Annotated in this window: 12 protein-coding genes and 1 riboswitch; of the genes, 2 read left to right on the forward strand and 10 right to left on the reverse strand. The window is 40.9% G+C overall.

Annotation, left to right across the window (positions count from 1 at the left end; translation table 11 throughout):
• Positions 1-58 precede the first annotated feature (58 nt).
• The 7 genes from HYS07_00415 to lysS form a co-directional block, all read right to left on the reverse strand.
• Complete coding sequence (locus HYS07_00415; GenBank protein MBI1869637.1) at positions 59-550, reverse strand: tetratricopeptide repeat protein; 492 nt, start codon at positions 548-550, stop codon at positions 59-61.
• Positions 551-1,077: 527 nt separating this feature from the next.
• Positions 1,078-2,124: a protein arginine kinase gene (locus tag HYS07_00420; protein ID MBI1869638.1), complete on the reverse strand. Its 1,047-nt coding sequence runs from the start codon at positions 2,122-2,124 to the stop codon at positions 1,078-1,080.
• Positions 2,125-2,138: 14 nt separating this feature from the next.
• Positions 2,139-2,636, reverse strand: a complete 498-nt coding sequence (locus HYS07_00425) for a UvrB/UvrC motif-containing protein (GenBank protein MBI1869639.1) — start codon at positions 2,634-2,636, stop codon at positions 2,139-2,141.
• Between the two features lie 117 nt (positions 2,637-2,753).
• A complete protein-coding gene (ilvE, locus tag HYS07_00430) occupies positions 2,754-3,653 on the reverse strand; it encodes a branched-chain-amino-acid transaminase (GenBank protein ID MBI1869640.1) in 900 nt (299 codons plus the stop codon).
• Between the two features lie 172 nt (positions 3,654-3,825).
• Entirely contained in the window at positions 3,826-4,512 is a 687-nt protein-coding gene (locus HYS07_00435; protein ID MBI1869641.1) for an ABC transporter ATP-binding protein, read from the reverse strand.
• Entirely contained in the window at positions 4,505-5,758 is a 1,254-nt protein-coding gene (locus HYS07_00440) for a lipoprotein-releasing ABC transporter permease subunit (protein MBI1869642.1), read from the reverse strand. Before HYS07_00440 ends, HYS07_00435 begins: the two co-directional genes overlap by 8 nt.
• Positions 5,759-5,871: 113 nt before the next feature.
• Positions 5,872-7,299 (reverse strand): lysine--tRNA ligase, encoded by a 1,428-nt coding sequence (gene lysS / locus HYS07_00445; protein MBI1869643.1) that lies wholly within the window; start codon positions 7,297-7,299, stop codon positions 5,872-5,874.
• A 132-nt stretch (positions 7,300-7,431) separates the two neighbouring features.
• Between lysS and HYS07_00450 the strand changes: the two genes are divergently transcribed.
• Both HYS07_00450 and HYS07_00455 read left to right on the forward strand, forming a co-directional pair.
• Positions 7,432-8,928: a TolC family protein gene (locus tag HYS07_00450; protein ID MBI1869644.1), complete on the forward strand. Its 1,497-nt coding sequence runs from the start codon at positions 7,432-7,434 to the stop codon at positions 8,926-8,928.
• A 46-nt stretch (positions 8,929-8,974) separates the two neighbouring features.
• Positions 8,975-9,217: a sulfurtransferase TusA family protein gene (locus HYS07_00455; GenBank protein MBI1869645.1), complete on the forward strand. Its 243-nt coding sequence runs from the start codon at positions 8,975-8,977 to the stop codon at positions 9,215-9,217.
• A gap of 60 nt (positions 9,218-9,277) precedes the next feature.
• On the opposite strand, the gene HYS07_00460 is transcribed toward HYS07_00455, so the two are convergent.
• The 3 genes from HYS07_00460 to bamD form a co-directional block, all read right to left on the reverse strand.
• Positions 9,278-9,958 carry an endonuclease V gene (locus HYS07_00460; protein ID MBI1869646.1) on the reverse strand — a complete coding sequence of 227 codons (681 nt, stop codon included), beginning with the start codon at positions 9,956-9,958 and terminating at the stop codon, positions 9,278-9,280.
• Positions 9,959-10,343: 385 nt separating this feature from the next.
• Positions 10,344-10,506, forward strand: a riboswitch (cyclic di-GMP riboswitch).
• 195 nt (positions 10,507-10,701) lie between these two features.
• On the reverse strand, positions 10,702-11,244 hold the full coding sequence (locus HYS07_00465; GenBank protein ID MBI1869647.1) for an LptE family protein: 543 nt from the start codon (positions 11,242-11,244) through the stop codon (positions 10,702-10,704).
• Between the two features lie 16 nt (positions 11,245-11,260).
• Positions 11,261-12,301, reverse strand: coding sequence for an outer membrane protein assembly factor BamD (bamD, locus tag HYS07_00470; protein ID MBI1869648.1), 1,041 nt, complete (start codon positions 12,299-12,301; stop codon positions 11,261-11,263).
• Between the last annotated feature and the right edge of the window lie 31 nt (positions 12,302-12,332).

Below are 12,332 nucleotides of genomic sequence, written 5' to 3' on the forward strand. Positions count from 1 at the left end.
CAGCGCTAAAGAAAGTATTTTTTCTATGGACTGTGGACCGTTGACGATGGACTCCTTTTTACTGTTTCTGTTTCTCTTCTTTTTGTGGCAAAATTTTTCCTGTCTTTAATCTCTCAACATACTGTTCAAACCAGCTTGGAACTCGATATCCACTCTTTTTTGCGCGATCGAGATATTCTTGAGCCTTTTGAGCATCAGGGCTCTTTTTTCGTGCAAAACTTACAGCTAAAGCATAATGGGTCAGGGGAAATTTTTCATCCAAAGCCAGTGCCTTCGTTAATTCTTGAATCGCTCGATCAAAATCCTCTTTTCCCATCAAGGAAACCCCATAGTAAACTTGGGCTTTTAAATGCTTTGGATTCTCTTTAAGAATATCTTCAAAAATCTGAATGGCCTCATCGTACTTAGACTGATTATAAAGACCATAAGCCTTCTCATAAAGCTGATCCGTTGAATCTGTAGCCTCTTTTTCATCAGCAATAACAAGAACTGGAAAAATGAATAATAAGATAGATAGCCCCATGAATATCTTTCTCACCCTATTTTTCATGATAACCCCTCTCCTTTTTTTAACGCTTTAATCCTCTCTAACTTTTAACCCGGATTTCTCATATAAATCCAAAAATCTCACGTGCACATGCGACTTTCACTTTATTCATTGCCTTGCCACGATTCAATAATTTCGTCGCTTTCTTGTGTAACCGACTCATGCTCCGATCCGCAATCGATTTAAATCTCGGCTCTGTATCCTTCCTTCGCCTTCGAACATTTCCACTGGCTTCATTCGGTCCGTTACCTCTCCAAGTTCAAAGTTCAGTTCCGAGTCGGTGGTTAGCCTTTGCTCAGGCCCCTTATTCCTGCTTGCTTATGTTGGCTTTCTTGGCGCACTGAACTTTAAACCTCTGAAAAACCTCTCAAAAAGATCCCAGAGCGAAGAGCGCCCGCAAGCGACCTCGGAGGCGTACGTTTAAGGGTACGCCGCACAAGGGAGCGCAGCGGGCAACGCAGTCCTTCGACTACTTGCTCAGGATGGTGAGCAAAGTCGAACCACAGATGGGCCTTTTTGAGAGGTTTTTCTTATTCCAAATGCTCGTCTCTTAACATCTTTCGAATCAAATCCGCCCTCTTCTCATCCCGATCTTTCTGGGAAAGTTTTTTCCCAAGGATTTTCTGTACATGAGCCGGCTGAGTGAGTAAAAAAAGTTCATTGACCACTTTAAGGTCCACCCCTTTTAATACCCCTAGCTCAATCCCTGTTCTTAACGTGCTTAGAAGATTCATGGCTTCCGACGAACTAATTTGATGGGCATATTTTAAAACCCCAAAAGCTCGGCCAATACGATCCTGAATTTTCGGAAAATCCTTTTTAAGCAATGCCTTGCGAGCACTCCTCTCATGCTCAATAACTTGTTTAATAATTTTCTCTAACTTTTGGACAATTTCCTCTTCCTTTTTCCCAAGCGTTAATTGATTAGAGATTTGAAATAAATTTCCAGAAGCCTCAGATCCTTCCCCATACCAACCTCGAACGGTCAAGCCTAATTTCGTCACGGCCTGCAAAACTTGATCAATTTGACGCAGCATCACAAGACCCGGTAAATGCATCATCACCGAAGCCCGAATCCCTGACCCTACATTGGTTGGACAAGCCGTGAGATAACCAAACTGAGGAGAATAGGCATACTCCAAATCCTTCTCTAAAAGATCATCTACTTTATTGACCAAATCAAGGGCATTCATCAACTGAAAACCCGACATCAAGACCTGAAGCCGCAAGTGATCCTCTTCATTGATCATAATACTCACCTGTTCATCTGCGCTGATGGTCACAGCCCGATACTCTTTGGCTTGAGCATGTTCGCGACTGATCAAATGCCTCTCAAGCAAAATTTTTCTTTCAATCTCCGAAAGATCCTCGAATCGAATCAAGAGGTATTTAGGCGAAGGAGGATAATGACGAATCGCTTTTTCAATCGTTTCGAGCAATTCCTTAATTTCGTCTTCTGTCGCCCAATGGGAAAATGGAAACCCAACGACATTGCGGGCCAGCCTCACACGGCTCGAAACCACAATGTCAGCATCGGGCCCGCTTCCTTCCAGCCATGCCGCAGTTTTACTGATCATGGTATCAATATCAATCACGAATGCCTCCGCTTGGCTTCTTTTAATTCTTTGATACGGTCTCTGAGTCGAGCAGCATCTTCAAAGGCCTCACGGGTAATCGCCTTCGTCAGCTCATCCTCTAAAGTCTTTAACTCTGTTTCCTGAGAGGTATGTTTTGACCAACGTTTGGGCACCTTACCGACATGGCGAGAGGCCTTATGAATGGCCTCAAAGAGAGGCTTCAAAAAATCCTGAAAGGCCACATAGCATTCTGGACAGCCAAATCGGCCAATGTCCTTGAACTCCCGATAGGTCATGCCACATCGAGAGCACTCTTGGGTCCCATGGGCTATTTCAGTTTCTTCAATTTCCGCCAGGCCGCTTAAAAGATCTGAGACAGAGAATTTGGAATAAATATCAATCCCTTTCCCTTTGGCACAGCCTTCACATAGATTGATCTTGACCATCTGATTATTAACAATCTCAGTATAATGAACTGTGGCTTTTTTCTTTTGACAGACTTCACATTGCATAAGGGACAAACTCCTGAATTAAAGTCAAAAATCAAAATGCAAAAATCAAAATGACAAATCAAAATCTAAAATGATCACCCATGACAAGGACACAGAACCATTTTAATTTTTAATACGTCATTTTGCATTTTGATTTTTGATTTTTGATTTTCTCACCATCACTCCCTCCCGAGCAGTCAATTCCTTATAAGCCTTCGCAATCGCCAACGTATGACTTCCAGGCTTGCCATTTCCAATCACTCTTCCATCAATATTAACTACGGGAACAACCTCAGCTGCGGTTCCGGTGAGAAAACATTCATCGGCATTATACAAATCATGACGAGAAAGAGTCTGAGCTGAAACTTCAAATCCAAGAGGTAAAGCCAGATCCATCACGGCATTTCGTGTGATCCCATCGAGAAATCCATTTTCCAAAGAGGGCGTCATCAGTTTTCCCTGCTTCAAAATAAAAATATTATCCCCCGTGCATTCGGCCACAAAACCATTTTGATTGAGCATAATGGCCTCCTGATAGCCCGCATGAAGCGCTTCAATCTTGGCCAGAATATTATTCAAATAATTGAGCGATTTTACCCTTGGGTTCACTCCCTCGGCCCAATTTCTGCGGGTGGCCACAGTAATAACGTGCATTCCATCTTGATAAGTCTCTTCGCTGTAAAGGGCAATCTTATCAACAATGATAATGATCTGGGGACGAGAGCATTGATTGGGATCGAGTCCCAGAGAACCCACCCCCCGCGTCACCACCAGACGAATATAAGCATCATGATAAGGATTTTCCAAAACAGAGGCTATCACTGCTTCGATGAGCTCTTTTTTAGACACAGGAATGGTGAGTAAAATTGTTTTGGCTGACTCATACAAACGATCCATGTGCTCCTCCAGCTTAAAAATCTTATTTTTATAAACCCGAATCCCCTCAAATACTCCATCCCCATACAAAAAACCATGGTCGTAAACAGAAATTTTTGCTTCCTCTTTTTTAAAGAACTGCCCATTGATATACACTTTCATCGAATACACCTCTTTTTTGATTTCGAGAAGAGTCCATGGTCCACGGTCCACAGTCCACAGAAATAAACTCTTCCTTTTAAACTATCGACTGTCGACTGTGGACTGTCGACTATTTTCATTCACTTATGTGGACAAAACATTTGCTGAACAAATTATAACACAATCCTTACTCTTAGCCTTGAATCGTTCCATCCTTCAAATAAAGCACCCGATCGGCCCTTTTTAAAAACTCAGGATTATGTGTGACCATCAAAATGGAAAGACCTTGAGTTTTTCTTAAATTTTCTAAGAGATCTAGAATCGCCTCTCCGTTTGCCGCATCCAAGTTCCCTGTCGGCTCGTCGGCTAGCAGAATTTGAGGCCGATTCATCAAAGCCCTCGCAATTGCAATTCGCTGCTGTTCTCCCCCTGAAAGTTCCTGAGGACGATGGAGTTTTCGATTGGCTAAACCCATCAGCTCAAAAAGCTCATCCATCCTTTTTAATGCATCTTTGGAGAGACGATGCTGAGAAAGTAAAACCGGCAGAAAAATATTTTCATAAGCCGTCAGTTCAGGCAAGAGATGATAAAATTGAAAAATAAATCCAATATGCTGATTACGCAAAAGCGAAAGGGCACGATCCGAAAGCTGGGTCAAATCTTTCCCCAGGACAGAAATTCGACCTAAACTGATATCATCCAAACCTGCCACCAAATGAAGCAAGGTGCTTTTGCCACTCCCGGAAGGGCCCACGATCATGACAAACTCACCCTTATGAAGAGAAAAATTAATTTTTTTAAGAACCTCAACTGAATTTTTTCCTAAAAGAAAGGATTTTTTGACACCTTCAACTTTGATTAAGGAACAATCATCATTCATATCGAATCGCTTCCACAGGCTTTAATCGAGCTGCTTGAAAGGCAGGATATAAGGCAGCCAAGAGGCTTAGTACTAAAGCAGACAGGGCAATGAGAAGAGACTGCTTGATATCAATGAGCGCAGGAATTTTATCCAAATAATAAACATCTCTTGGAAAAAATTCGAATCCTGTCCACTTCTTCACTGCATTGGCAATGGGATTTAAATTTAAAGAGAGAAAAATCCCCCCTGCAAAACCCAAAAAAGTTCCCACAGCCCCAATTAAAAACCCCTGAAATAGAAAAATCCTTAAAATAGATCCCGAGGTTGCACCTAAAGCCCTCAAAATGCCCACTTCCTTCACCTTTTCCATGACCATCATAATGAGACTTGACGAAATATTAAATGCGGCAACCAGAATAATCAAAAGTAAAATCCAAAACATCATCCATTTCTCTGTGACAACGGCTCGAAATAAATTCTTATTCATCTCAAGCCAGGTTCTCACCAAAACCGTTTTTCCTATTTTGTCTTTAATCAACTGCTTGATTTGAAAAACATCACTTGAATCGCGAATATTCACACTGATCCCTGAAACAGATTTTCCTAAGGCGTAAAGCTCCTCGCCTAACTCAAGAGAAATATAAATGAGATTCAAGTCGTACTCATACATTCCGGAATCAAAAATACCCGTGACTTGAAAACGCAAGGCATGAGAAGAAAGCCCCAGGGGAGTAGGAATAGAAACAGGAGATAAAAGTTCTACCGTATCCCCTAATTTCAAATGAAAGAGATGTGCAAACTCATTTCCAATAATCATCCCCCTTTTCCTGGAGCCCGTATCAAAAGTAAATTTCCCTTGAGCGATATAAGATTGAATGGACGTCGTCCCCTCTTCTAAAAGGGGGTCAATCGCCCGAATAAAAACCCCATAGACCTTTTCATGAACCCTGGCCAAGATCTGGCCTGAAACAAAAGGAGAAGCGGCTTCGACCTCAGGAAGTCCTTTAAGGAGATCCAAAACTTTTTGGGGTTCCTCAATCGGATGATCTCCCCCGACGGTAATCGGAGAATAAACGCCTAAAACTCTTTTTTTTAAATCCCGATCAAAGCCACCCATGACGGAAAGGACCACGATCAAAGCCATGACCCCCAAGGCAATTCCAAAAATAGAAAAAATATTAATCAGGGAAATCCATCGATGGCGATGACGACCTCGCAGGTATTTGACGCTGATAAATAAGGAAAATGGAAGACGTGTCAGCATAAGATAAGTTAAAAGTTAAAAGTGAAAAGTGAAAAGTGAAAATAAAAAACTAAAAAAGTTTGGGGTCTTTGTTTTGAATTTTTCATTTTTAACTTTTCATTTTTAACTTTTTTTTACTCTGGCCTTAATTGCGGAAAGAGAACCACCTCTCGAATCGATGGCGCTCCCGTTAGAATCATCACCAATCGATCAATGCCAATTCCTAATCCCCCCGCACAGGGCATTCCATATTCCAAGGCCCGTACAAAATCTAAATCAGAATCCTTTCCTGATTCGCGTGTCTTTTCCTCAAAGCGCTTGGCTTGTTCAAGAGGGTCATTTAACTCAGAATAGGCATTGGCCACTTCCAACCCCTGAATAAAAAGTTCGAAGCGTTCTGCACGTGTCGGGTCTGTCAATTTAGTTTTTGCCAAGGGACAAAGCTCCAAGGGATAATCAATAATAAAAGTCGGTTGAATCAATTTTTCCTGGACCACCTTATCAAAAATTTCATTGATGACTTCCATGTTAGACCATTGGGGATCAACAAAAAGACCTAATCGCTTAGCCTCTGGAATAGGATTTTCTAAAGGAAGGGCATCTAACCCTGCATGAATTTTAATCGCCTCAAAATAATCGAGACGCTGCCAGGGCAAATTAAATTTTAAAATTTCTTTTTCCCCTTGAATCTCTCGAGTTCCAATCACTTGATCGCACAAATTCAAAAAAAGATTCTCCGTCAAATTCATCATATCCTCGTAATCATCATAGGCGGAATAAACCTCGAGCATGGTGAATTCAGGATTATGAAATCTAGAAAGACCTTCATTTCGAAAATTGCGATTAAGCTCATAAACCTTTTCAAGCCCGCCGACCAAGAGTCGTTTCAGATAAAGCTCGGGCGCAATTCTCAAATAAAGATCTGTGTCTAATGCCTCATGATGAGTCACAAAAGGTTTTGCAACAGCCCCTCCAGGAATGGCCTGCATCATCGGGGTCTCAACTTCTTGGAAATCAAGACTGTCTAAAAACTTTCTAACATGACGAATAATCCCGGAGCGAAGCTTAAAAAGTTTACGAACTTCCCCATTAGAAATAAGATCGACATAGCGTTGACGATAGCGAATCTCAACATCTTTTAACCCATGCCATTTTTCAGGTAAAGGACGAAGCGACTTGGAAAGAAAAACAAAATTTTTAACAAGGACCGTTATCTCGCCCGTATGGGTCTTAAAAAGTTCACCTTCGATCCCCAAAATATCGCCAATATCCACCTTCCCAAAAAGGGTAAAGAGTTCCTCTGCGATGAGATCTTTTTTGAGGTAAAATTGAATTTTCCCGCTGCGATCTTCCAAGTTGCCAAAAAGCGTCTTCCCATGCCCCCGTAAAGCTATCACTCGCCCAGCCAATTTGACGGCTAAACCTTCATTAAAAGAACTCGAGCATTCAGAAAGTGAATGGCTTCTTACAAATTTTCGCCCATAAGGTTCAATGCCTTGAGAAAGAAGAAAGGAAAGTTTCTCTTTCCTTTGACGAAAATATTCATTTTCAACATCGCTCATTAAAAACCCCTTTAAGCATTGGAATACAGCGTGAAAGCTTAGTATAGCGTAAGAAGGGTGTCAAGCACAGTCAACGAAAAATAACTCCTTCCCGCTTTGTTTCAAAATATGATAGTCTTTTCCAAAATTCATATGAAAAAATCTAGCCTGATCATAGCAATCGTTTTACTCGCTTTTGCCGGAACTTTTCTTAATGCTTATGCAGATGAAAGAACTGATTTTTCTCTTCAGCAAGCCCTAGACCAAGCCCTTGAATCTAACTTATCTCTGAAAGTAGAACGAATATCTCCTCCCATTTCAAAATTAGATATCCAAAAAAACAAAGGCGTCTTTGATCCCAATTTTTCTTTAAAATCAAATTATGATGATGGCCGAACACCTCTAACCAAACAATATTCGATTGCAGCTGGAGGACTTCTTCAAACCCAATCCAAAACCATGACTTCATTAGGTGAACTGAGAGGAAAAATTCCATTGGGAACCCAATATCTTTTGAATTTTAAATCCATTCGGGACTCGAGCACCTTTAACCGATTTGACGCTGAATACAGTCAGGTCGCTTCATTCACGCTTATACAGCCTCTTCTAAAAGATTTTGGAACCGGCACCAACACAGCCTGGATTCGGATATCGAAGAACAACTTCACAAGTTCCAAGTTAAAACTCAAACAAACGATCATCGATTTAGTGAGCCAGGTCGAGTCAACTTATTGGGACCTGGTTCTGGCACGTGAAGACCTCGAAGTGAAAAAAGAATCTTTGAAATTGGCCCAATCGCTTTTTGAACAGACTGAAACAAAAGCAAAAATTGGAACGGTGTCTCCTTTAGAGGTTGTTCAGGCCCGTGCAGGAGTCGCCACCCGAGAAGAATCATTACTGCTTGCAGAGCAAGCCATTAAACTTCAAGAAAATAATCTTAAGAAACTTTTATTTAAAGATATGCTCCTTCATCGAATGACCCAACCCATCCCAACTGAACAAGCTCAGCCTGAATACCACGAAGCATCCATTGATGAAAGAATAAAATGGGCCCTGGAAAATCGACCCGACTTAAAACAAATGAAACTCGAACTTGAAAATCAAAATATTCTTTTGAAATACTATCAAAATCAATCTCTTCCCCGTCTTGATCTTCAAGGGACACTCGGCTTGAATGGGCTCGGGGGTGGATTTGCCAACGCTCTCGATAACACCTTCAGTGAAGATAATCCCCTCTGGGGAGTCGGCATCAATGTGACTTATCCTTTAGGAAATAGAACTGAAAAAGCAAACGTTCAGCAAAGTAAACTCCAAATTAAAAAATCTCTTTTGGAACTTAAAAAGCTAGAAGATAATATCATCATTGACACCGATACGCTCACCAGTCAGGTCGCCACGTTATGGAAGAAAATTCAGGCTTCCGCTCTCTCCAAACAATATGCTGAAGAAGCCTTAAAGGCCGAACAAAAAAAATACGAGGCAGGAATCTCCACCAGCCATAATGTCCTAGATTTTGAAGAGGATCTTGCCATTGCGAAGTCTAATGAACTTCATTCACAAGTTGATTATATGAAGGCTTCAATCGAACTCGATCGAACCCAGGGAACGACTTTAGAGACAAATCATATTCATATTTTTGAAGAAGAATGATCACAAAATCAAAAATCAAAAGTCAAAAATCAAAATTAAGGTAGAAATTTATTTACAAAAAAACTCCGAAATTAAAAATCAACTCAATACCTTAGGGCTCTTGTGTCCTGAGCCCATCATTGAAACTGCAAAAAGAATAAAGAAAATAAAGAAGGGACAAGTCCTTGAAATCCTCTCAGATGATTGGGGAATGAAAACAGATCTCCCAGCCTGGTGCAAAAGTACCGGACACATTTTGATAGAGATTAAAGAAGAAAAGAATTATTTGAAATGTCAGGTTAAAAAATGAAGAATGAAAAATGAAAAATTGAATACCACAAACGTTTTTAATTTTTTTACTTCTTACTTTTTACTTCTTACTTTTTACTTTTAATTGTCCCACCCATCGATCCGCCTCACGGGTTGGTTTAGGAATACGATATCCATCACAAAAGGAAAGCACGAAATCAACGGCGCTCTTGTGATTCATTTGATGACCAGGAGACACAAAAATAGGTCGAACTCCTTTTCTTGTTCTTAAGACGACACCCACTTGTTTTTCTTGATCAATCAAAGGCGAAAAGCATCCTTTGTCTATCCCCGGCTCGTGGTAGGTCCCTATCAACCGTGATTTTGCACATCCAATGGTTGGCTTATCTAAAATAATTCCAAGATGACTTGCAATCCCTAATCCCCTAGGATGGGAAATCCCTTGACCATCAAAAAAGACTAAATCAGGTTCATGTTTTAAAAGTTGAAAAGCCTTTAATAAAATAGGCCCTTCGCGAAAGGCCAACAAGCCAGGAATATAAGGAAACGAAATTTTTGACCGTGCAAAGACTCTCTCCAACTCGATACCATCTCGCAAACGATAGATAATAATCCCTGCAATCCCTTCTTCCCTATCAAGATCGAGCGCAATATCCGACCCGGCAACGGTTTCAACATTTTTAGGTCCATCGCTAAGTATGACCTGACGTGCTAAATTCTTCTGAATCTCAAAAGCCTCCCGAGGGGAAACATTCCATGAATGAATTTCTTTAATTTTCATAACCTTCTTTTTGTAGCCATCTAACCCGAATTTCTCATCACATTTCTACTCAGAGCGCCAATTCCGCCTCGTCTGCGTCGTCAGACTCGGTCGGCCACACTCAACATACTGTAAAGTATGCCTCGCATGTCCTCGGTCGTCAACCTCCCCTCCAAAGCGGACTTGACGGTCTCGCTACGAAATCTGATGAGAAATCCGGGCTAAAGTAAATTTTTTATTTTTTCCTAATTTTACCTTCTTTAAATACATTCCTAACTACTTACAGGAAAAGTAATTACAATACTATATCTTTTCATCAAATTTTTCCCAAAAAAAAATTGACAACTCTATCATTTAAGTGCTACGCTTTACCTGATGTAGAGGGAGTTGAAAACTGAATAGCAGGGCCTGAAAAAGGTAAACTATTCGAAAGAATAGGGCGCAAAGTTCCAGACCTGTCAGAGCCGAGAGTCGAGATAGCACATTTGCATGGGAGTCGATCTCATGAAGGTTTGCTAAATCGATTCCAAATCTCGATTCTCGGTTGTTACGGTGGCTGAACTGCCAAGGCTTAGGGGTTGACAAAAGGGTTTGTTCCAGAGCCTATTCTTTCGATGTTAATAAAAAAGAATATGGCTCTATTTTTTTGAGCAAATCATAAAATTAAAGAGAATAGAACCGATCGTGACAGGTCCCAAGACCTGTCCAAGAGAGGTGCTTGAGGGAAGTGTGCCCCCCCTCGCTTTCCCAAGCACCTCTTATTTTTACCATCCTTCAACCACGGCCTCGACAACATGATGGGAGAGATCTTCTTCTAAGGTAGGAAGTTGACTTTTTTCTTGTTCGGTGAGACTACCCACAGCGGTTCTTTCTACTTCTCTAAAACTGCCGGCAATAAAATAGGTGGCCTCCCCTTCCACTCTTCGATCTTTCCAGAGGGGCTGACCCGTTTTTAAATCAATCAAACTAATTTTTGTAATGAGCCGCAACCGATACTCACTCACATCCTTAAAATCTTTTCCTGTAAATCTTAAGGGTTCCCTGCGATACTCCAAAAATTCGCCCTCTAAGCGTACATCCGCATCTTCCTCTTCCACCACTCGAAGGGTTCCATCAATTTGAAATTGATTAATAATTTGGTTGGTTAGGCTCATCTCTATTCCAGGTTCAGGTGTGAGATTTTTGAAGGTTGGAATCACAATTGTTTTCAAATTGGAAGGCAAAATCGAACCCACACGATAACCGCAACCCCCTAAAACCAAGGCTGTAAGAAGTGTAAAAGATACGAAAATTTTTGGTTTAATCAAGTCAGGATCCTTTCTTTTATGAAATTTCAGGGGAAGGAGATTCTTTAGCCCCCAACGCCTCTATTCTCTTTTTTGCAGTTTTTCCCTCTTCCATGTCTGGAAAAGTTTCCAAAAGCTGTTGATAATAAACCTTCGCAGACTTTTTATCTCCAACCTTGTTGTAATAAGCAGCAATTTGTAAAAGCCCTTGGGCCTTACGCGTATTCAATTCTTGAATCTTGGCTTTCACTTCTTCAGTACGGCGGCTTTCAGGATATTCTCTCAAAAATTCCTTAAAAAGTTCAAGGGCCTTGTCCGTTGCAGCCTGATCATAAGAAGCACCGCGGGATTGCTTATAAGCACAAAGCCCCATTCGATACTTCGCCTCATCACGCAAACTACTTTTGTTATGATTTTTTAAAAGCGTTTTATAAGCCTCCATCGCTTCTGGATATTTCTTTTGTTTTTCATAAGCACGACCTATTCCAAACTGGGCTTGATCTGCCAAATTTCCAAAGGGAAAATTTTCTACAACCTTCTTGAAAATTTCAATGGCAATGTCCATGGAGGGAAATAAGGCCAGCTTGATAAGCTTTAACTTCCTTTTCTTTCCAGACAAGAAAAGACTTCCAATTTTATATTCCTCTTCAACAATTTTTTCAATATCTGGGTATGAAGGATACTTTTCTATCAACAGTTGATCGGCTTGATACGCTTCATAATAAAATCCTGCCTTCTGATAATTCTCCGCTTCACGCACCAAAGCCATCGTGGCCCAAGAACTGGTTGGATAGGCCTTAACCAATTTCTTATACTCTTTTGCAGCCCGTTCCCAATCGCCCTTTTTCTCAAAACTTTCTGCATGCTGAAATTGTGCCTTTGAAGAACCCTTCACGGCATATTTTGGATTATACCAATTTCCTGTCTTTGGATCCCAAATCCAAACCGCCTGACTCGAGGTCACAAGAGAGGAAAGAAGAAAAGAGAAGGCTAAAACGGTTACGCAAAGAAGGCGAGGAAAGGAGCAAAACCTTACTCGTATTTTTTCCAATAATCTAGGTTGATGATTCATTTTCATGGAGTCATTTCTAGTGATGAACATTGGGGGA

This window comes from Chlamydiota bacterium (assembly GCA_016178055.1).
Lineage (GTDB): Bacteria > Auribacterota > JACPWU01 > JACPWU01 > JACPWU01 > JACOUC01.

What these genes read in the sequence shown, in the direction of transcription:
- ilvE (MBI1869640.1), bottom strand. Translation starts at nt 3,653, where the DNA reads ATGAAAGTGTATATCAATGGGCAGTTCTTTAAAAAAGAGGAAGCAAAA.
- HYS07_00450 (MBI1869644.1), top strand. Translation starts at nt 7,432, where the DNA reads ATGAAAAAATCTAGCCTGATCATAGCAATCGTTTTACTCGCTTTTGCC.
- HYS07_00440 (MBI1869642.1), bottom strand. Translation starts at nt 5,758, where the DNA reads ATGCTGACACGTCTTCCATTTTCCTTATTTATCAGCGTCAAATACCTG.
- HYS07_00435 (MBI1869641.1), bottom strand. Translation starts at nt 4,512, where the DNA reads ATGAATGATGATTGTTCCTTAATCAAAGTTGAAGGTGTCAAAAAATCC.
- HYS07_00415 (MBI1869637.1), bottom strand. Translation starts at nt 550, where the DNA reads ATGAAAAATAGGGTGAGAAAGATATTCATGGGGCTATCTATCTTATTA.
- bamD (MBI1869648.1), bottom strand. Translation starts at nt 12,301, where the DNA reads ATGAAAATGAATCATCAACCTAGATTATTGGAAAAAATACGAGTAAGG.
- lysS (MBI1869643.1), bottom strand. Translation starts at nt 7,299, where the DNA reads ATGAGCGATGTTGAAAATGAATATTTTCGTCAAAGGAAAGAGAAACTT.
- HYS07_00420 (MBI1869638.1), bottom strand. Translation starts at nt 2,124, where the DNA reads ATGATCAGTAAAACTGCGGCATGGCTGGAAGGAAGCGGGCCCGATGCT.
- HYS07_00425 (MBI1869639.1), bottom strand. Translation starts at nt 2,636, where the DNA reads ATGCAATGTGAAGTCTGTCAAAAGAAAAAAGCCACAGTTCATTATACT.
- HYS07_00460 (MBI1869646.1), bottom strand. Translation starts at nt 9,958, where the DNA reads ATGAAAATTAAAGAAATTCATTCATGGAATGTTTCCCCTCGGGAGGCT.